22 protein-coding genes are annotated in these 17,382 nt (G+C 59.6%); 10 read left to right on the top strand and 12 right to left on the bottom strand.

Annotation, left to right across the window (positions count from 1 at the left end; all coding sequences use genetic code 11):
- Positions 1–9: 9 nt before the first annotated feature.
- On the bottom strand, positions 10–1,308 hold the full coding sequence (locus BMZ46_RS04490; RefSeq protein WP_074691125.1) for a mechanosensitive ion channel family protein: 1,299 nt from the start codon (positions 1,306–1,308) through the stop codon (positions 10–12).
- A 191-nt stretch (positions 1,309–1,499) separates the two neighbouring features.
- Here BMZ46_RS04490 and BMZ46_RS04485 point away from each other — a divergent pair, with 191 nt between their 5' ends.
- Positions 1,500–2,840 carry a DEAD/DEAH box helicase gene (locus BMZ46_RS04485; RefSeq protein ID WP_074691127.1) on the top strand — a complete coding sequence of 447 codons (1,341 nt, stop codon included), beginning with the start codon at positions 1,500–1,502 and terminating at the stop codon, positions 2,838–2,840.
- A gap of 62 nt (positions 2,841–2,902) precedes the next feature.
- Here BMZ46_RS04485 and BMZ46_RS04480 read toward each other — a convergent pair whose 3' ends face one another.
- The 3 genes from BMZ46_RS04480 to BMZ46_RS04470 all read right to left on the bottom strand — a co-directional run bounded on the left by BMZ46_RS04480 (position 2,903) and on the right by BMZ46_RS04470 (position 4,623).
- Complete coding sequence (locus BMZ46_RS04480; RefSeq protein ID WP_039772551.1) at positions 2,903–3,502, bottom strand: hypothetical protein; 600 nt, start codon at positions 3,500–3,502, stop codon at positions 2,903–2,905.
- On the bottom strand, positions 3,499–4,098 hold the full coding sequence (locus tag BMZ46_RS04475) for a papain-like cysteine protease family protein (RefSeq protein WP_074691129.1): 600 nt from the start codon (positions 4,096–4,098) through the stop codon (positions 3,499–3,501). The genes BMZ46_RS04480 and BMZ46_RS04475 overlap by 4 nt, the downstream gene beginning before the upstream one ends.
- Positions 4,099–4,347: 249 nt before the next feature.
- Positions 4,348–4,623 (bottom strand): hypothetical protein, encoded by a 276-nt coding sequence (locus tag BMZ46_RS04470; RefSeq protein WP_007956561.1) that lies wholly within the window; start codon positions 4,621–4,623, stop codon positions 4,348–4,350.
- A 165-nt stretch (positions 4,624–4,788) separates the two neighbouring features.
- Between BMZ46_RS04470 and BMZ46_RS04465 the strand changes: the two genes are divergently transcribed.
- The 3 genes from BMZ46_RS04465 to BMZ46_RS04455 all read left to right on the top strand — a co-directional run bounded on the left by BMZ46_RS04465 (position 4,789) and on the right by BMZ46_RS04455 (position 6,078).
- Positions 4,789–5,217 (top strand): Sbal_3080 family lipoprotein, encoded by a 429-nt coding sequence (locus BMZ46_RS04465; RefSeq protein WP_074691131.1) that lies wholly within the window; start codon positions 4,789–4,791, stop codon positions 5,215–5,217.
- A complete protein-coding gene (locus tag BMZ46_RS04460; protein ID WP_219736955.1) occupies positions 5,214–5,645 on the top strand; it encodes a DUF2846 domain-containing protein in 432 nt (143 codons plus the stop codon). The genes BMZ46_RS04465 and BMZ46_RS04460 overlap by 4 nt, the downstream gene beginning before the upstream one ends.
- Positions 5,646–5,724: 79 nt before the next feature.
- The gene (locus tag BMZ46_RS04455) at positions 5,725–6,078 is read left to right on the top strand and encodes a hypothetical protein (protein ID WP_074691133.1); all 354 of its coding nucleotides are present in this window, start codon (positions 5,725–5,727) and stop codon (positions 6,076–6,078) included.
- 103 nt (positions 6,079–6,181) lie between these two features.
- On the opposite strand, the gene BMZ46_RS04450 is transcribed toward BMZ46_RS04455, so the two are convergent.
- Positions 6,182–6,916 carry a DUF899 domain-containing protein gene (locus BMZ46_RS04450; protein WP_074691134.1) on the bottom strand — a complete coding sequence of 245 codons (735 nt, stop codon included), beginning with the start codon at positions 6,914–6,916 and terminating at the stop codon, positions 6,182–6,184.
- A 177-nt stretch (positions 6,917–7,093) separates the two neighbouring features.
- Here BMZ46_RS04450 and BMZ46_RS04445 point away from each other — a divergent pair, with 177 nt between their 5' ends.
- On the top strand, positions 7,094–7,486 hold the full coding sequence (locus tag BMZ46_RS04445; protein WP_039772548.1) for a hypothetical protein: 393 nt from the start codon (positions 7,094–7,096) through the stop codon (positions 7,484–7,486).
- 62 nt (positions 7,487–7,548) lie between these two features.
- On the opposite strand, the gene BMZ46_RS04440 is transcribed toward BMZ46_RS04445, so the two are convergent.
- From BMZ46_RS04440 to BMZ46_RS04430, 3 genes are all read right to left on the bottom strand, one after another.
- Positions 7,549–8,418, bottom strand: a complete 870-nt coding sequence (locus BMZ46_RS04440) for a DUF6279 family lipoprotein (protein ID WP_074691136.1) — start codon at positions 8,416–8,418, stop codon at positions 7,549–7,551.
- A 77-nt stretch (positions 8,419–8,495) separates the two neighbouring features.
- Entirely contained in the window at positions 8,496–9,212 is a 717-nt protein-coding gene (locus tag BMZ46_RS04435; protein WP_039772546.1) for a TorF family putative porin, read from the bottom strand.
- A 216-nt stretch (positions 9,213–9,428) separates the two neighbouring features.
- Entirely contained in the window at positions 9,429–9,617 is a 189-nt protein-coding gene (locus BMZ46_RS04430) for a hypothetical protein (RefSeq protein WP_170844885.1), read from the bottom strand.
- 351 nt (positions 9,618–9,968) lie between these two features.
- On the opposite strand from BMZ46_RS04430, the gene BMZ46_RS04425 reads away from it, so the two are divergent.
- The 3 genes from BMZ46_RS04425 (at position 9,969) to BMZ46_RS04415 (ending at position 12,335) form a co-directional block, all read left to right on the top strand.
- Positions 9,969–10,805, top strand: coding sequence for a CvfB family protein (locus tag BMZ46_RS04425; protein ID WP_074691138.1), 837 nt, complete (start codon positions 9,969–9,971; stop codon positions 10,803–10,805).
- Between the two features lie 44 nt (positions 10,806–10,849).
- Positions 10,850–11,239 (top strand): DUF2177 family protein, encoded by a 390-nt coding sequence (locus tag BMZ46_RS04420; RefSeq protein WP_074691140.1) that lies wholly within the window; start codon positions 10,850–10,852, stop codon positions 11,237–11,239.
- 163 nt (positions 11,240–11,402) lie between these two features.
- Positions 11,403–12,335 (top strand): DMT family transporter, encoded by a 933-nt coding sequence (locus BMZ46_RS04415; protein ID WP_074691142.1) that lies wholly within the window; start codon positions 11,403–11,405, stop codon positions 12,333–12,335.
- Here the strand turns inward: BMZ46_RS04415 and BMZ46_RS04410 are convergent.
- The gene (locus BMZ46_RS04410; RefSeq protein ID WP_074691144.1) at positions 12,280–13,461 is read right to left on the bottom strand and encodes an MFS transporter; all 1,182 of its coding nucleotides are present in this window, start codon (positions 13,459–13,461) and stop codon (positions 12,280–12,282) included. The two genes, BMZ46_RS04415 and BMZ46_RS04410, sit on opposite strands and share 56 nt — an antisense overlap.
- Positions 13,462–13,565: 104 nt before the next feature.
- Here BMZ46_RS04410 and BMZ46_RS04405 point away from each other — a divergent pair, with 104 nt between their 5' ends.
- Both BMZ46_RS04405 and BMZ46_RS29485 read left to right on the top strand, forming a co-directional pair.
- Complete coding sequence (locus BMZ46_RS04405; RefSeq protein ID WP_074691146.1) at positions 13,566–14,459, top strand: putrescine utilization regulator PtrR; 894 nt, start codon at positions 13,566–13,568, stop codon at positions 14,457–14,459.
- A gap of 142 nt (positions 14,460–14,601) precedes the next feature.
- On the top strand, positions 14,602–14,730 hold the full coding sequence (locus tag BMZ46_RS29485; RefSeq protein WP_003184145.1) for a PA1414 family protein: 129 nt from the start codon (positions 14,602–14,604) through the stop codon (positions 14,728–14,730).
- Between the two features lie 93 nt (positions 14,731–14,823).
- Here the strand turns inward: BMZ46_RS29485 and BMZ46_RS04400 are convergent, their stop codons facing one another.
- From BMZ46_RS04400 to BMZ46_RS04390, 3 genes are all read right to left on the bottom strand, one after another.
- Entirely contained in the window at positions 14,824–15,072 is a 249-nt protein-coding gene (locus tag BMZ46_RS04400; RefSeq protein WP_039772540.1) for a phosphopantetheine-containing protein, read from the bottom strand.
- 44 nt (positions 15,073–15,116) lie between these two features.
- Positions 15,117–15,842: an MBL fold metallo-hydrolase gene (locus BMZ46_RS04395; protein ID WP_039772538.1), complete on the bottom strand. Its 726-nt coding sequence runs from the start codon at positions 15,840–15,842 to the stop codon at positions 15,117–15,119.
- 82 nt (positions 15,843–15,924) lie between these two features.
- The gene (locus BMZ46_RS04390) at positions 15,925–17,304 is read right to left on the bottom strand and encodes a sodium:solute symporter family protein (protein WP_039772536.1); all 1,380 of its coding nucleotides are present in this window, start codon (positions 17,302–17,304) and stop codon (positions 15,925–15,927) included.
- Positions 17,305–17,382 lie beyond the last annotated feature (78 nt).

Here is a 17,382-nt window from a genome sequence, read left to right as displayed (position 1 = left end):
AAGAAAGCGTTACATCAAATGTTTTTCGGCTTCCGGAATATGGCTCGCGCCAAGGACTGCCGGCAATATCCCGGAACGCAAATCCCCACCACTCGGCTGCTGATACAGGCTCAGCCCAAACTCCGGCAGCACCGCCAGCAGGTAATCGAAAATATCCCCCTGAATCCGCTCGTAATCAGCCCACACCGTGGTCGTGGTAAAGCAATAGATTTCCAGCGGAATGCCCTGGGCGGTGGTCTGCATCTGGCGGACCATGCAGGTCATGTTCGGCTGGATCTCCGGGTGGCTCTTCAAGTAAGCCAAGGCATAGGCGCGGAACGTACCGATGTTGGTCATGCGCCGACGGTTGGCCGACATCGCCGCGACATTGCCCTGCGCCTCGTTCCAGGCCTTGAGCTCGGCTTTCTTGCGGCCCATGTAGGCGGTCAGCAGGTGCACCTGGGAGAGTTTCTCCTCTTCATCGTCGCGGATGAAGCGCACTCCGCTGGCGTCGATGAACAGACTGCGCTTGATCCGTCGCCCGCCGGACTGCTGCATGCCGCGCCAGTTGCGGAACGACTCGGACATCAGGCGCCAGGTCGGGATCGAGACGATCGTCTTGTCGAAGTTCTGCACCTTGACCGTGTGCAGGGTGATGTCGACCACGTCGCCATCGGCGCCGACTTGCGGCATCTCGATCCAGTCGCCGACCCGCAGCATGTCGTTGCTGGTCAGTTGCACGCTGGCAACGAACGACAGCAGGGTGTCCTTGTAGACCAACAGGATCACCGCCGACATCGCACCCAGACCCGACAGCAGCAACAGCGGCGAACGGTCAATCAGGGTGGCGACGATGATGATCGCGCCGAACACGTAAAGGACCATTTTCGCCAGTTGCACATAACCCTTGATCGAGCGGGTGCGAGCGTGTTCGGTGCGGGCGTAGATGTCCAGCAGTGCATTGAGCAGGGCGCTGACCGACAGCAGCAGGAACAGAATGGTGAACGCCAGCGCCACGTTGCCGAGGAACACCATGGCGGTCTTGCTCAGTTCCGGCACCAGGTGCAGGCCGAACTGGATCACCAGCGACGGCGTCATCTGCGCCAGACGCTGAAACACCTTGTTATGGCGAAAGTCGTTGATCCAGTGCAGGGCGGGCTGGCGACCGAGCATGCGGCTGGCATGCAGGATCAGGTAGCGCGCCACTCGTCCGAGCACCAGCGCGATCACCAACAACAGGAGCAGCGCCAGGCCGGCGTGCAGGAGCGGGTGCTGTTCGAGGGCACCCCAGAGGTCTTGGGCATTGAGCCAGAGCTGTTTGAAATCCATGAGCGAGACGATTCTTCTGTAAGACGCGACGGGCGATTAGAGCATTTAAGACGCTGTGTATTACCGTTGGAGACAAATCGAGCAACAAAAAAGCCACTGATTACCGTGGATTTCACAAAGAAACTCGGCCTGAGCGCTCGAAACCGGTAACCTATGCAGCTGATTTTTTGCATATCTTCGAGGTAGCACCCGTGTTTTCCCAATTCGCCCTGCACGAACGCCTGCTCAAAGCCGTGGCCGAGCTGAAATTTGTCGAGCCAACGCCTGTGCAAGCCGCGGCCATTCCGCTGGCGCTTCAGGGGCGTGACCTGCGGGTGACGGCGCAAACCGGTAGCGGCAAGACCGCCGCTTTTGTCCTGCCGATCCTCAACCGCCTGATCGGCCCGGCCAAGGTTCGCGTCAGCATCAAGACCCTGATCCTGCTGCCGACCCGCGAGCTGGCCCAGCAGACCCTTAAGGAAGTCGAGCGCTTTTCGCAGTTCACTTTCATCAAGTCCGGCCTGATCACCGGCGGTGAAGACTTCAAGGTCCAGGCCGCCATGTTGCGCAAGGTGCCGGACATCCTGATCGGCACCCCGGGCCGGATGATCGAGCAACTGAACGCCGGCAACCTCGACCTGAAAGAAGTCGAAGTGCTGGTGCTCGACGAAGCCGACCGCATGCTCGACATGGGTTTCGCCGAAGACGTGCAGCGTCTGGTCGACGAATGCCCGAACCGTCAGCAGACCATGCTGTTCTCCGCCACCACCGGCGGTTCCGGCCTGCGCGAGATGATCGCCAAGGTGCTGAACAACCCCGAGCACCTGCAGCTGAACGCGGTCAGCCAACTGAACGACACCACCCGTCAGCAGATCATCACCGCCGACCACAACCAGCACAAAGAACAGATCGTCAACTGGCTGCTGGCCAACGAGACCTACCAGAAGGCCATCGTCTTCACCAACACTCGGGCCATGGCCGACCGCATCTACGGTCGCCTCGTCGCTCAGGAATACAAGGCGTTCGTGCTGCACGGCGAGAAAGACCAGAAGGATCGCAAACTGGCGATCGACCGTCTGAAGCAGGGCGGCGTGAAAATCCTGGTGGCTACCGACGTGGCGGCCCGTGGTCTGGACGTTGACGGCCTGGATCTGGTGATCAACTTCGACATGCCACGCAGCGGCGACGAATACGTGCACCGCATCGGTCGTACCGGCCGTGCCGGCAACGACGGTCTGGCGATCTCGCTGATCTGCCACGGCGACTGGAACCTGATGTCGAGCATCGAGCGCTATCTGAAGCAGAGCTTCGAGCGCCGTACCATCAAGGAAGTCAAAGGCACCTACGGCGGACCGAAAAAGGTCAAGGCCTCGGGCAAGGCCGTCGGTGTGAAGAAGAAAAAGACCGACGCCAAGGGCGACAAGAAGAAAACCGCCGCCAAGACCCCGACCAAGCGCAAGAGCGCCAACCGTCCGAAACCGGACGCTCTGGTGAGCAGCGACGGCATGGCCCCGCTGAAACGCCGCAAGCCGGCAGCGCCAGCGGTGGAATAAACCGTTTCAGGCAACCAATAAAAAACCCGGACACGGTCCGGGTTTTTTATTGCCTGGGTTTATCAACTGCCCAGCAGGCCAGTGGTGTCGGCGTCAAAACGCCGCTTGGCCTGATCGGCCGCCGGTTTGAGCTGTGCGAGCAGGGCAGCCTCGCTGTACAGCCCGGTCAGTGCCAGCTCTTTTGGCGTTGGCTCGATCGGGATCAGCACGTCTTCGTCCGCCGCATGCAGCCAGATCGCCACGAAGTGCAGCGACGACACAAACAGCATCCGCAGCTCAACGGTTTTGCCCTTCAGCTGCGGCGATTGCTCCGCCAGTTTCAGCGCACCGACCGTGGCGGCCGCCAGGTTGCCGTGGTTCAGCGAGGCGAACTCGACGTGACCGCGTACTTCGGCCAATTGCGCATCGGCAATTGATACCCCGCCAGAAAACACCAGGTAATGCCAGTCGCCGACTCGGGCGTTTTTCAGGCCTTTGCCCTGGCTCAAGTCGTCCAGACTGAGCGAGTAGCCGCGATAGGCCTCGCTGAGGCTGATCCCGGTGGGCGCGGCGCTGGCGAACTGGCGATTGACGCCGAAACCCTGGGTCTGCAACGCGGCCTGCAGGGCCGGACGCAAGGTCTGGACGCCGTTGGAAGGCGCTTTTGGATAAGTCAGTTTCATGATGCCGCCCCCTGGTTTTTCGCCGTGAAGTAGGTGTGGGTCCAGTTACCGCCGCCGTTGTAGGAGCCGGGGAAGGCACTCAGCGCGCGGGTCGAATAGCCGTAGATCGAGTCCGCGACCAGCACGTAATTGCCGTTGGTGCCATAGATCGCCAGGAAGTGCGCACCGCCACCGTACCAGGCACAGCGCAGGCCGATCGGGCGACCCATGTTGATCTGGTTCTGGATGGCCGACATCTGTAGCGAGCCCGAATTCATGCCGTTGAAACTGCGGGTGATCTTCAGCGCTACGTCCAGATAGCCGTACACGTTGCACGGCCCCGGTTGATTGCAGCAATTGCGATCCAGCGCGGCACTGGCAACGGCGCATTGGGTCCAGGACCCGGTGCCGTAATAATTGCCGACCGAGGCGGAAGCGGCGGCCCAGCACCAGTTGGTCTGGGTCTGTTGCTGCATGATGAAGTTCAGGCTGGCGGCCGCGAGGGCGCGTTGTTGAACAGCTGCCTCGACCTCGACCAGTTGCGGGTCGAGCAGATGGCTGATCAGACATTCGGGCAGGGTGTTGCCAGTGAATGCCGTTGTCTCAGTGGTTAACATTTTTCAATCCTCCATGAATGAAAACAAACGTTCCGCGTTTGCGGGATAACGCTATTGCCGAGCGATCGGTGCTAAAGGGTTGCCATCTCCGATGGCCGGTTCCGATCAGGCTCGGGGTAACCCTAGGTGTGAATATGCATTTGTGCAAATAACAAAATGCACCAATGCAAATTTAAGGACAAAAGAAAGCAGGCCTTGGTATCGATCCAGCCGGATCGATACCAAAGCCTGCCGTTGTCTGCGCGGGTGCTATCCCTCGGTTTTCTTCTCGGCCGAACCCAGTTCCTTCAAGCGCTGATCGATCAACTGGCATTTGTCCGGCAGATCGGCGGAGGCAGTGCCCAAGTCCATTTTCTGCAACTCGGCGTTGATCTCTTTGGCCTTGGTCGGGTTTTGCTCGGTGAGCTTCGCGACTTCCTTGGCCAGTTGCTCGCGTTTGGCGGTGGCTTCTTCCGGCGTACAGGCCCAGACGGGCAGGGCGCAGGCAAGCGTGGCGGCGAGGGTGAGCTTGAGCAGGGTTTTCATGGGGGCAGGCCTCAGTTCCGGTTAAGGCGGGTTAACCGGTTGAGGGTTTTGGCCGAGCGAAAGTTCAGTTTCTGTATTGAAGGTTTGCCCTGTAATTGACCGTTTTCGGGGGCTCCACTAGGATGCGCCACCATATTGATATCAACTGGCACTGAAGGATCGAACATGCTTTCTAGAGTTGTCACCGCGGGCCTGCTGCTGGCGCTGGCCGGTTGCACCAACGTCAAGGTCGAGCCGGTGGCTCCTCAATACAAGATCTCGACACTGTGCATCGAGGAAAATCCGAAAGTGGTCGTGGGCGACTTCGTTGCTGGCGTTCAAACAGTGTTGCGTCGCCACGGCATCGACAGCCAGGTGTATACCGCTCCGGTTCCTGCCAACTGTGAATATCGCTTGAACTACACCGCCATCCGCTCCTGGGATCTCTCCATGTACTTGTCCGATGCCACCGTTCGACTTTACAAGGGCGAGCAGCAAATCGGTTTTGCCCATTACAACCTGACAAACGAGGGCGGTTTCGATTTGTCGAAACTGGCCTCGGTCGAGGAAAAAATGGCGCCGGTGTTCAACCAGCTGTTGGGGCAAAAACAATGAGCCCGTTTATCCAGCGTCTCTCGGCCCTGTTGTTCCTGCTGATGCTGAGCGGGTGCAGCCACCATCAAACTGCTCAACCGTACTTCGAGCCGCCCCAGCCACCGCAGGGCAAGGCGCTGGTCTACATGATGCGTTCGCAGGTGATTCAGGGCAGTTTCTACGACAGCATTTTCAGCATCAATGACAGTGCGGTCGTGGCACTCGGCAGCAAAAACTATTCGTGGGTGTATGTCAGCCCTGGTTTGCACAAGGTTTCCGCAGGGCAGCGCCCGAACCCCGGCAATGTCTTCCTGAACCTGCCCGTCGAGGCGGGCAAAGAGTACTTCGTCGAATACACGCAGGAAAACATGATGGAACTGATCCGGTTGCGCAAACCGGAGGAGGGTAAGCCCATGGTTCGCGGTTACGAATACTTGCGGGTCGAGTGATGTTCTCGGGTAACGAATTCAAGGCGGACGTGCTGGGTGATCCGCCCCTTTGCCGTTGTGAACCCAGGAAGGACACGCGATGACCGAAGATAAGATTTACCAAAGGCTCGGACAGCTGTTGGTCGATGAGGCGCCTGAGTCAGCGATGAGAGTGATCGTTGATGTGGAGCTTTCGCCTGAGGACGATCACTGTCAGTTGCTGTTTGATTATGTCGACGGAAAAGGCGAGCGGGACTGGTTCAGTCCGAGCAGTGGTGAGGCTGACCGCATTGTCATGAACAGCCTGGTTGCCCTTAGAAAGTTGCACAGAGCGCAAAACCTTACGGCCGGACTACCCGCGTGGAACGCCTGTGAGATTGCCATGGACATTGTGGGCGGCAAGTTGAAAATCGACTTCAGGTATGACGAGACGCTTTATCTGCAGACTGACTGACGCAAAGCATCCTTAGCGACTGGCGTCGCTTTACCGTATTTGAAGCAGAGACAGATTCAAAAGGTCGAACAATCTGTCTCGCTTCATCGCAATCAAGTGGCGATCAGGTCGCGTGGCAGCAACTGGATTTCGTTTCTCCCTCATACCGGTCATGATGCCGCACCCATTCCATGATCTCGTCCTCGTTCCGGCCCTTGGGCGTGAGGTCGAGGTAGTTGTAGGCGCCGACCAACAGGTCGAGGCCGCGGGCATAGGTTGAGTAAGTGTGGAAAATGTCGCCGTTGTCGGCGCGATAAAACACGCTGAGCCCGGGCATTTCTTCCTCGACGCTGTCGGTCTTTTCGTAGTTGTACGTAGCCTTGCCTGCCTCGACATCTTCAGCGCGGGCGCACACGCCAAAGTCGTAGTTGAAATCGCAGCCGTCCGACGACACCCAGTCGAATGTCCAGCCCATCCGCCGCTTGAAGGCCTGGAATTCGGCGATCGGTGCGTGGGACACCGCCACCAGCGCAATGTCGTGATGGGACAGGTGTTGGTTGGCGCCGTCGATGTGGTCGCTGAGGAATGAACAGCCCGGGCAGCCTTCCTCCCAGCCCTTGGCGAACATGAAGTGGTAAACGACGAGCTGGCTGTGTTTGCCGAACAGGTCGGCAAGTTTCAATTCGCCGTTCGGCCCCATGAAGCGGTAATCCTTGTCGACCTTCACCCAGGGCAGGGCGCGGCGTTTGGCGCTGAGGCGGTCGCGTTCCCTGGTGAAGGCCTTTTCATCGGCCAGATGCTGCTTGCGGGCGGCGAGCCATGCTTCGCGCGACACCACCGGATGATTCTCAACGTTCATGATGATTTCTCCTGCGGGGGTTGAAACCGTCTGTCTCAGACTAGTCGTTCAACCACCCGGGAAATCGACAGACCGCCGGTCGGTCGGGGCGCCGAATAATCCTGAACGGTGACGCAGCGCTCCGGTCACAACCTGTGAACGCGCCAAAAAATCACGCGCACCGGAGGTTGAATCAGGATGACGACTTATAACTGGGATTTGATTGAGCGCCTGCTGCATGAAGTGCAGAACGGCGCGGGCCACAGCTTTGCGCCACGGTCTTTTGCCGAAGACTATGCGGCGGAAAAAGCGGCGGCGGGCGAGCCGATCGAGAATCTGGATCACCTGAAAACGCTCGCCTGCGACTACGAAAAGCTGCTGCTGGAGCGCGGCTACATCGAGCCCCGTGGCGAAGATGAAGGCAGTACCGGCAACAACTTCAGCCTGACCCCGCGTGGCTCCAGCCTGTTGAGCCTGATCGACAGCAGCATTCCCGGCAACGATCATCCGCGTCAGGTGCTCGATGAGCAGGAAGATGCGCTGGATGAGCTGACATTCGATGAGGTGGCCTCTAAGGCGCAGATTGCCTGAGGCGTTGCACGAAAAACCGTGGGAGCGATTTTGCTCGCTCCCACATGGGTTTTTCAGTGATCTCAGCTTTTTTGTGCGGCCTTCAGGCACTTCAAGTCATTGAAGTCCTTGCGCACCCCTTCGATTTTTTTCAACAGGCGCTGCCTTTGCTGCGGCGTGCTCTCTGCCATCAGGTCGACGAACAGCGAACGAGCCTGCGCCTCGGTATTGGCGTAGGCCTTTTGGTAATCCGGGGTCCATAAACGCTCCCGATTGACCAGAAGTGTCTCGATCCGTTGTGGGAATTCAGGACTTTTGCGTTGCGCCACCGCCGCGCTGAACTGCTTCTGCCAATGCGCACGGTTGGCGATCCACTGGGTGTTCTGATCGCCCAGGGCGGTTGACCAGGCCATCACCCGCTGTTCCTGTTTGGCGCTCAACGGGCCGAGCCAATCGTTGAGACGCTTGTCCATGCGCGCGCCTCGTTCGGCAATCTGCTGCGCCAGTGGTGGCTTGAGGTATTCCTGCTGGCGCTTTTGCAGATCCTTGGCAAACGCGTCGTTCATTTCAGCGACCTGCCGATCATCCAGCCCTTGCAGCAATTCAATCGCCGACGGGGTGATTTCCCGGGCGGTTTCGGCGATCGCCTGCTTGGCTTCTGCGGTGCGGGCCTGGAGCGCTGCGTCGGTGACCTGATTGGTCTCGACCATGGTTTGCAGGCGATCCAGCCAATCGAGATAACCCGGCAATTGCGTGGTGCAATGCCAGTTCAAGTGTTCCCTGAGTCGCTCGTTGAACCAGTCCTTCTGCTCGCCGTTCATGTCCAGGTAGTCGCTGAGCGTCCACGGAATGATCACGTCAAGATTGCGATAGGCCAGGCCAACACGGCTGCAGGCGCCGAGGGCGAGGGTCAGGATCATTAGAACTGCGATGCGTTTGAACCAGCTAGACATGGGCGAGTCCTTGCGAAAGCCAGCCTTGAGGGTCTGATTCTCATGTGAACACAGGATGGCCCCGGCAGTTCAGCCCATCAAAAGAACGGGCGTTCGGCCTTGAGCGTGACCAGCCCGTCGCACTGACTGTTATGCCCGGAATAGGCCGAGCAATCGCTGCCGCTGAGGCTCGAATTGCTGTAGATCAGGTCGAGGTCGATGCCCATGAACGGCCGGGAAAGTTTCACCGACCAATCGGTAAAACTGCTGACATAACCCCCGTCCACCGAGACCGGCGTGTTGAGTTGATGGGTGGTGTATTTCATGCTGATCCCGATACCGAACGGCTGATTGCCGCCCAGGTCGGCAAACAGGGTGTTGTTCTGTTTGTCCGGATCGTTGCTCAGGGCGATGCCGATCCGGCTGCCGAGCAGGGTCAGGCCTCCGAACAGTTCCTGGCTGTCGAGAGTGTCGACCTTGGGATAGCTGTAATGGATCATCCCGACTTCGTAACCGAGGGTCTGATCGAAAGGTTGTTTAAAGCCGACGTAGGAGTCGATTTCGAGATTCTTCCCCGGCGTGAGGCCCATGCTCGGGGCGTACTGGCCGACATACAGGCCGCTGTCATGGCTAAGATCCAGACCGCCGTGGAACGAGCCGACTGCCGAAGGTTTGACCAGCCCTTGAGCCATGCTGCGGCTGGGCGTGGTGCCGAGCTTGAGGTCGAAGTCACCGAGTTCACGCTGGAAAATCTGCGCGTGCGCGGCCGTGCTCGCCAGCAGGCCTACAAGCAATAAACAGGATGATTTGAGCATGCGTCACTCCTTGAGCAGCGAGCGCAGGGCGATAAAGCCTGCTGAAACGCTTGATCCAGACGCGTGCAAGGATACCGGCGAATGATCGGCATCGAGGGCCGTTCGTCGATTTCTGCTGTTTTACAGGTTTGATTAAACGCGAGAGAGGTCTTGCGAGGGATCCGGTCCAGACGCTTCGAAGCTCAAAGCGCCTTTGGACTGGTGTGCTGCGGGGTGTTACTTCTTGCCCAGGCTGATCTGCTTGGACGGGCCGAACGTCTGGCCGCTGACGCCCTTGGCAATTTGCTGGATTTCGCCGCCGGACTTGAGGAATGCCGCGATCTGATCGTTGATCGATTCGCTGGTTTCAACGGCTGGAGCTGGCTTTGCTTTGCTGGAGGATGCTTTTACACGCATGGCGGCCATTAACCTGTAGAAAAGTAACTCGGCCAGGCATCGTACAGGAATAACTTGACAATTGCTTGGTAAATATCCCCCGGAATAACCCACCGTGCAGGTGGATTATTCGTGATTAATTATTCGAAATATCCCGCTAACCTGCTGTTTTAAATAACAACATTTAGGCGATTCCATGATGTTCGGCGCTGTCGGGAACGCGTGATAGCCGTCACGCTGGCCTGACGAGCGGCGTCCATCCAACCCGAAATCCAGGAAAATCAAGGCCTCCCACAGATTTTCGCGCGGCCGGCCGATCGGACGGCCAACCAGCACGGCAAAACCGGGTAGAATGCCGCCCACGCAATGAGGGTATTGGAAATGGCTTTAGTCGGGCGTTACAACAGTTTGCAAGTGGTTAAACACACTAACTTCGGTTTATATCTGGACGGCGGTGCCGACGGCGAAATCCTTTTGCCCAACCGTTATATCCCCAAAGATATTCCCAGCGAAGATGAAGACTGGCTCAATGTTTTCATTTATCTGGACAGTGATGACAAACTTATTGCCACCACTGAAAAACCAAAAGTTCAGGTCGGTGAATTTGCCAGTTTGAAAGTTGTTGAAGTCAACAGCATCGGCGTGTTCCTTGATTGGGGCCTGCCGAAGGATCTGCTGCTGCCTTACTCCGAAGAAAAACGCCAGTTGACCGCCGGCGAGTACTGCGTGGTGCATGTCTACCTCGACAAGCACACCCGCCGCATCACCGCCACCGCGCGCCTGGATCGTTATCTGGACAAGACCCCGGCCAACTATAGCGCTGGGCAGGAAGTTGATCTGCTGGTCGCCGAAGCCACCGACATGGGCTTCAAGGCGATCATCAACAACAAGCACTGGGGTTTGATTCACAAGAATGAAATCTTCAAGTTCATGCGGGCCGGCATGCGCGAGAAAGGCTTCATCAAGGAAGTGCGCGCCGACGGCAAGATCAGCCTGAGCCTGCAACCGGTGGGGCAGGAAGCGGCCAGCAGCCTGAACTCGAAGATCCTCGCCAAGTTGCGCGAGAACGATGGCACCCTGGCCGTCAGCGACAAGAGCGATCCGGCACTGATCAGCAGCCTGTTCGGTGTCAGCAAGGGCAATTTCAAGAAGGCCATCGGTTCGTTGTACAAGAACGGTCAGATCGTCATTCATGCCGATCGCATTGAACTAACCTGAGTCTTGCGTGGCCCATGTTGCATGGGCTTACTTGAGATCGGCAGATGAAAAAAGCGTTGATTGCCTACGTTGCCACACTGCTGGCGTTTCTTCTGCTCGACGGGCTCTGGCTCGGCGTGCTGATGGCGCCGACCTATCGTGAACTGCTCGGTTCGCTGATGCTCGAAAAACCGTTGCTGGTACCAGCAGCGATTTTTTATTGCCTGTACGTTTTCGGCTGTGTGGTGTTTGTGGTGCTGCCGTCGCTGACCTGGCAACGCGCCGCCCGCATGGGCGCGCTGCTCGGGTTGGTGGCTTATGGCACCTATGACCTGACCAATTGGGCGACCTTGCGCGGCTGGTCGATGCAGGTGTCGCTGATTGATTGGGCCTGGGGGACGTTTGCCACGGCGCTGGCCTGTACGGTCGGGTTTTGGGCCGCTCGCCGAGGCTGACGGCGGGCATGACGCAACAGGGCAATTGCATGTCTTTGCCGGGCGGCAATTTCTGTCCGACTGGTTGATAATCCCTGCCATCCTTTTTAGCCCCGGACAAAGAGCCGGGGCTTTGTTTGACCATTGGAAAAACTGCCATGTCGTGTGTGTTCGAGGTGTCGAGGTGAGCGTCAGTCGGCGCAGTGCCGACGGGTTTGCCCTGCAAGTGATGATCGGCCTGTGCCTGATCTGGGGCGTGCAGCAGGTGATGATCAAATGGGCGGCGACCGACATTGCGCCGGTGATGCAGGCGGCGGGGCGGTCGGGAATTTCCGCGTTGCTGGTAGGACTGCTCATCTGCTGGAAGGGCGGCTGGGATCAGGTCGGTGCTACCTGGCGCGGAGGCTTGCTGGCCGGTGCCTTGTTCGGTCTGGAGTTCCTGTTCATCTCCGAAGGCTTGCAGTTGACCACGGCGGCGCACATGTCGGTGTTCCTTTACACCGCACCAATCTTCACCGCGCTGGGTGTGCATTTCCTGTTGCCGAGCGAGCGTCTAAGACCGGTGCAATGGCTGGGGATCTTCATGGCGTTCGTCGGGATTGCCGTGGCGTTTGCCGGCGGTGTGTCGTGGGACAACCTCGACCGCCGCATGTTGATGGGCGATGCCCTCGGCGTGCTGGCCGGTGCCAGTTGGGGCGCGACCACCGTGGTGGTGCGCGCCTCGCGTCTGTCGGAAGCGCCGGTGACCCTGACCCTGTTCTATCAACTGATCGTCGGCTTCATCGGCCTGCTGCTGATCGCGTTGCTCAGCGGCCAGATCACCCACGTCAGCCTGACCGTCGTAGCGGTGGGCAGCGTGTTGTTTCAGGGGCTGGTGGTGTCGTTCTTCAGTTACCTGACCTGGTTCTGGCTGCTGCGCCGTTATCTGGCGGCCAACCTCGCGGTGTTTTCCTTCATGACGCCATTGTTCGGCGTGACCTTTGGCGTGGTGCTGCTCGGCGAAGAACTCAGCCTGAACTTCATCGTCGGTGCCGTGCTGGTGTTACTCGGCATCACCTTCGTCAGCGCGGAACAGTGGGTGCGTCGGCGTTTGCGCAAAGCCCTCGGCCAGCCGTAACGGATTTGCACGCCAGACCGCCGGCAATCAGCAGGCCGCTGCCGGCGATCACCAGCGCCGGTTGCAGGCCGCCGCTGAAATGGCTGCTGACCGCCGCCAGCAACGGCCCGCTGAGCTGGCCGACGGCGAAGCACGCAGTGAGCAGGCCGGCGTTGCGCTGGGTGGCGTGGGGCGCCAGTTCCCGGGAGCGTTGCATCACCAGTTGCATGCAGGCCAGGAACGGCGTGCCGCACAGGATCACGCCCAGCGCCAGACCAAGGCCACTGCCCAGCAGACAAGCGAACACCCCGACAGCCTGCAGCCACAACGTCGCCATCAACCAGTGCCGGGTGGTTTCCGGATCGTGCCGACGCAAACTCACCAGCAGCACACCAATCGCAGCGCCAAGGCCGAAGCACGGCCAGAACAGATCCGCCTGCCATTGCCCGTGAAACTGCGCGTTGGCCATTTGCGACAGGAACGTGGCCGGAATGATGTAGCCCACGCCGTACAAGGCATACACCACCGCCAAACGTCCAATGCCACGATTTGACGAACCGACCGCAGTCGGCGCGGCCGGCACGCCGACACCCGGTTGTGGCAGGATCCGCACGATCCCCAGCAGCGTCACCAGCGCCACGGCGGCGTAGATCAGCCACAGGGTGGCGGAAGTCTGCTGCGCCAGATGTGAGAACAGCGCCAACAGCCCAGTCAGAAAAATCCCCAACCCTGGCCCGGCAAACACCAGCGCCCCCAACCGTGGACGACCCGCCGCCGCAGCCAGCGGCTGACTCAATGCAGTAATCATCACCAGCACCCAGGCGCTGGCCACTCCGGTGCCGAACCGCAGCAACAGATGCGACCAGAAGCCGTTGGCCCAGAACGACGCCAGTGTCAGCAACACACACAACCACAAGCCACCATGCAGGCGCCGCTGCACCTGCTCGGGCCGGCGGGAAAACATCGCGTCCACCGCACCGAGCAGATAGCCGAGGTAGTTAGCCGCCGCAATCAGACCGGCGGCGGTCAGGTCGATCTGCCCTTCACTGAGCAGGTGCGGCAGTTGCGGGGTGAGGGCGAAACGCCCGATGCCCATGGCCATCATCAGGGCAATGAAACAGGCGGATAAGCGAATCAGCGGTGACATGGTCTGAATTCCGTTGGAGGTTCAATGACCGTCAGGCTAGGACTGATTGACTTTCTTTAAAATTGAATAATAGTGAGAAACTTGTTCTGTTCAGGAGAAAGGTTGTGGAGTTCAGCCAATTGCGGATCTTCCAGGCCGTTGCGGAAGAGGGCTCGATCACCCGCGCCGCCGAACGTTTGCACCGCGTGCCGTCGAACCTGTCGACCCGGCTTAAACAGCTGGAGGAGCAACTGGGCGTCGAACTGTTCGTCCGTGAGCGTCAGCGTTTGCAGTTGTCGCCTGCGGGAAAAGTCCTGCTGGACTACACCGGCAAACTGTTCGCCTTGCGCGATCAGGCCTGCGCGGCGGTGATGGGCGGGCAGCCGGCGGGGGATTTCGTGCTCGGTACGCTGTACAGCACGGCGGCGATCCATTTGCCGGCGCTGCTGGCGCGCTATCACAAGCAATATCCGGCGGTGAATCTTCAGGTGCAGTCCGGGCCCAGTGGCGAGTTGCTCGAAGGCCTGCTCACCGGGCGCCTCGACGCCGCGCTGGTGGACGGCCCGCCGCAACTGGCCGGGATCGACGGTGTGCCGTTGTGCAACGAGCGACTGGTGCTGATCAGCGAGGCCGATCACCCGCCGGTGCGCAGCGCCAAGGATGTCGAAGGGCGCGCAGTGTTCACCTTTCGTCATGGCTGCGCCTATCGCGCACGGCTGGAAGCGTGGTTCGCCCACTACCAGGCGGCGATGGGCCGGGCGATGGAAATCGAGTCCTATCAGGGCATGCTCGCCTGCGTGATTGCCGGCAGCGGTGTGGCGCTGATGTCGGAGTCGATGCTCGCCAGCCTGCCGGGGCGCGAAAGCGTGGCGGTGCATCCGCTGGCCGAACCTTTTGCCAGTGCGACAACATGGCTCATGTGGCGCCGGGGCATGGTCGGTGCCAACCTCAACGCGTGGATTGAACAGCAGCAGGCGCTCTATCCCGTGGCTGGCGAGGACGTGCGGGAAACGGCTTGAACGAACGGTCAGGGATTTGGATCAATTCAGTAACAGATCATTGCGGATTTGGCCGAGCATTGCGTAGGACTTCGGACTATTATCAGTGCGAAGCGGCCTCAGAATTCCGGACGCTCAGCACCACCCTGAAGGGGGCATGACGATGAAAGAGAAAATTCAAAACTGGCTGCACGATTTGGGTGTTGCCCTCGGCTTGATCGAACCGCCTCTGCAACCGGTCCCGATTCGCACCGATGACGAACAGCGTCGGCGTCAGCCACGTCGGCGGTAATGCCCCGCTTTGAAGGATCAAAGGATTTAAACAACAAAAGATCGCATCCGGCCGTCGCTCCATGGAGTGGCGGCCGGGTGCGATCTTTTGTTTTCAGTGACGCCCGATTTCCATCAGAAACCGGCTCAGGTCATTCACGGTTTTCGCAGTCTTGAGCATCCGGTCCTCTTCGGCGGTGAAGGCCGTCAGTCCGAATTCATCTTCCAGATGGAAGATCAGATCCTCGATATCCGCTTTTTCCAGCCCCAGTTGCGCAAGGCTGGTGTGGTCGTCGAATTCACGATTTTCCAGCAGGCGCAGGATGAAGCGGTGCACGGCAGCACGCACGGCAGCTCTTCTCATGGCAGATTTTTATTGTGGTTGATCTGACTGAAGTACAGCAGGCCTCAAGCGTGCCGGCGCAACCATTCGTCAATCATCCCGCGCAGGTGCTCTCCGGAAAAACTGCCGAAGTGCCCGCCATGCACCGTGCGGATCTTCAACCCCTGCAAGCGCCGCAGGCTGGCGGCGTAGTCGTCGAGGTTGGAATGGTAGGCGTCCTCGATCAACGGCCCGTCGTAAATGATGTCGCCGCTGAACAGGGTTTCGCTGGCCGCTTCGTAGAGGCTGATCCCGCCCGGTGAATGCCCCGGCGTGTGCAGCACCTGCAGCGTGCGATTGCCCAGGTCCAGCACATCGCCGTCCTCGACAAAACCAGTGGCCGGCGCCGCCTTGACCCGATATTCGGCGTAGCACAACGGGCAATCCGGGTGCGCGTCGAACATGTCGTCGCCGACGAAGGCCCGGCTCAGATCGTTCTCGCCATCCGGCGCCGCCAGAATGTCCGCCTCGGCCGGGTGCACCAGCCGTTCGGTAAATTCGTGATGCCCGGCGATGTGGTCGAAATGGCAATGACTGGCCACCGCCACCAGCGGCCGTTCGGTCAGCCACGGCAGTTGTTCGCGCAGGCTGACCAGCCCGGAACCGCTGTCGAGCAACAGATCCTTGTCCCGGCCCTGAACGTGCCACAGGTTGCAGCGATAGAACGGGCGGATGAACGGCTCGTGAATCAGCCGAATGCCGTCGCTAAGGTGCTGCACTTCGAACCACTGATCGCGAGAAACAATCTTCATAAGCACTTTCCTTGAGACGAAAAAAACGGGTGTGGCAACCGACGCCACACCCGCCGAAGAAAGTTGTTGCTACCGCTTCAGCTTAGATCGCGCTGGCCACCACGTTTGGGCGACGGGACATCAGGCTGACCACCACAAAACTCACCAGCCCCACAGCCAGGCTGTAGTAGATCGGCGTGTTGGCATCCAGACCATCCTTGAACATGAACAGCAGGGCGGTGGCGAAGCCCAGGCCCATGCTGGCGATGGCGCCGGCGGTGGTGGCGCGTTTCCAGAAGATCGCACCGATCAGCGGGATCAGCATGCCGCCCACCAACAGGTTGTACGCGAGGGTCAGGGCGCTGATCACGTCGTTGACCACCAGCGCGATGCCCAGCACCACGACACCGGTCAGCAGGGTGAACAGGCGGTTTACCCCCAGGCTCGACTGTTTGCCGCCACGCAGTTTCGGCAGCAGGTCTTCGGTCAGGGTGGTGGCAGCGGCGAGCAGACCGGCGCTGGCGGTGGACATCATCGCGGCCAGGGCAGCGGCGATCACCAGGCCACGGATGCCATCCGGGAGCGACAGTTTGACGATGGCGGCGAAGGCGTTGTTGACGTTGTCCAGATCCGGGATCAGCACGTGCGCCGCCATGCCGATCAGAGCACAGGCCAGACCGTAAAGGATGCAGTAGATGCCCGCGAAGCTACCGGCGTACTGAGCCACTTTTTCGTTCTTGACGGTGAACACCCGTTGCCAGATGTCCTGACCGATCAGGATGCCGAAGAAGTAGATCATGAAGTAGGTGATGATCGTGTCCCAGCCGATGGTGGTGAAGCTGAAGGCGGTGGCCGGCAGTTTCAGCACCAGTTCGTCCCAGCCGCCGACGCGGTACAGGCAGATTGGCAGGAGGATGAACATCAGGCCGACGGTCTTGATGATGAACTGGACGATGTCGGTCAGGGTCAGCGACCACATGCCGCCGATGGCCGAGTAGATCACCACCACGCCACCGCCGAGCAGTACCGAGATCCAGAACGGCAGCCCGAACAGCACTTGCAGCACGGTGCCGATGGCGAGGATCGAGGTCACGCCGATCATCAGCGCGTAGGCCAGCATGATTGCCGCGCTCGCCGAGCGGGCCATCGGGTTGTAGCGTTTTTCCAGCACCTGGGTAACGGTGTAGATCTTCAGTTTCAGCAGCGGCTTGGCGAGGAACAGGTTCAGCGCCACGATGCCGCAACCCAGTGCCGCGCACAGCCAGAAACCGGAGATGCCGTGCACGTAGCCCAGGCGCACGGTGCCGACGGTGGACGCGCCGCCGAGAACGGTCGCAGCCATGGTGCCCATGTACAGGCTCGGGCCTAGGTTACGCCCGGCGACCAGGAAGTCCTCGTTGGTCTTGGCCTTGCGCATGCCAAAGTAGCCGAGCAAGAGCATGCCGGCGGCGTAGATGAGGACGACGAATAAATCCAAAGCCATGATGGCGTGTCTCCGATTGTCTTTTTTATGGTGAAACAAAATTGGTTCTATGAGGCTGCCCTTGTGGGAGCAAGCCCG

The sequence above is a fragment of the Pseudomonas sp. NFIX49 genome (genome assembly GCF_900115915.1).
GTDB lineage: Bacteria > Pseudomonadota > Gammaproteobacteria > Pseudomonadales > Pseudomonadaceae > Aquipseudomonas > Aquipseudomonas pharyngis.
The sequence above is the reverse complement of the archived record's forward strand: the minus strand, read 5'-3'. Positions and strand labels throughout refer to the sequence as shown.

Excerpts from the sequence above, each read along its gene's own strand:
- BMZ46_RS04460 (WP_219736955.1), top strand. The coding sequence starts at position 5,214 with ATGAGCCCGTTTATCCAGCGTCTCTCGGCCCTGTTGTTCCTGCTGATG.
- BMZ46_RS04420 (WP_074691140.1), top strand. The coding sequence starts at position 10,850 with ATGAAAAAAGCGTTGATTGCCTACGTTGCCACACTGCTGGCGTTTCTT.
- BMZ46_RS04475 (WP_074691129.1), bottom strand. The coding sequence starts at position 4,098 with ATGTTAACCACTGAGACAACGGCATTCACTGGCAACACCCTGCCCGAA.
- BMZ46_RS04425 (WP_074691138.1), top strand. The coding sequence starts at position 9,969 with ATGGCTTTAGTCGGGCGTTACAACAGTTTGCAAGTGGTTAAACACACT.
- BMZ46_RS04445 (WP_039772548.1), top strand. The coding sequence starts at position 7,094 with ATGACGACTTATAACTGGGATTTGATTGAGCGCCTGCTGCATGAAGTG.
- BMZ46_RS04450 (WP_074691134.1), bottom strand. The coding sequence starts at position 6,916 with ATGAACGTTGAGAATCATCCGGTGGTGTCGCGCGAAGCATGGCTCGCC.
- BMZ46_RS04390 (WP_039772536.1), bottom strand. The coding sequence starts at position 17,304 with ATGGCTTTGGATTTATTCGTCGTCCTCATCTACGCCGCCGGCATGCTC.
- BMZ46_RS04430 (WP_170844885.1), bottom strand. The coding sequence starts at position 9,617 with ATGGCCGCCATGCGTGTAAAAGCATCCTCCAGCAAAGCAAAGCCAGCT.
- BMZ46_RS04395 (WP_039772538.1), bottom strand. The coding sequence starts at position 15,842 with ATGAAGATTGTTTCTCGCGATCAGTGGTTCGAAGTGCAGCACCTTAGC.
- BMZ46_RS04465 (WP_074691131.1), top strand. The coding sequence starts at position 4,789 with ATGCTTTCTAGAGTTGTCACCGCGGGCCTGCTGCTGGCGCTGGCCGGT.
- BMZ46_RS04440 (WP_074691136.1), bottom strand. The coding sequence starts at position 8,418 with ATGTCTAGCTGGTTCAAACGCATCGCAGTTCTAATGATCCTGACCCTC.
- BMZ46_RS04400 (WP_039772540.1), bottom strand. The coding sequence starts at position 15,072 with ATGAGAAGAGCTGCCGTGCGTGCTGCCGTGCACCGCTTCATCCTGCGC.
- BMZ46_RS29485 (WP_003184145.1), top strand. The coding sequence starts at position 14,602 with ATGAAAGAGAAAATTCAAAACTGGCTGCACGATTTGGGTGTTGCCCTC.
- BMZ46_RS04480 (WP_039772551.1), bottom strand. The coding sequence starts at position 3,502 with ATGAAACTGACTTATCCAAAAGCGCCTTCCAACGGCGTCCAGACCTTG.
- BMZ46_RS04470 (WP_007956561.1), bottom strand. The coding sequence starts at position 4,623 with ATGAAAACCCTGCTCAAGCTCACCCTCGCCGCCACGCTTGCCTGCGCC.
- BMZ46_RS04435 (WP_039772546.1), bottom strand. The coding sequence starts at position 9,212 with ATGCTCAAATCATCCTGTTTATTGCTTGTAGGCCTGCTGGCGAGCACG.
- BMZ46_RS04455 (WP_074691133.1), top strand. The coding sequence starts at position 5,725 with ATGACCGAAGATAAGATTTACCAAAGGCTCGGACAGCTGTTGGTCGAT.
- BMZ46_RS04410 (WP_074691144.1), bottom strand. The coding sequence starts at position 13,461 with ATGTCACCGCTGATTCGCTTATCCGCCTGTTTCATTGCCCTGATGATG.
- BMZ46_RS04490 (WP_074691125.1), bottom strand. The coding sequence starts at position 1,308 with ATGGATTTCAAACAGCTCTGGCTCAATGCCCAAGACCTCTGGGGTGCC.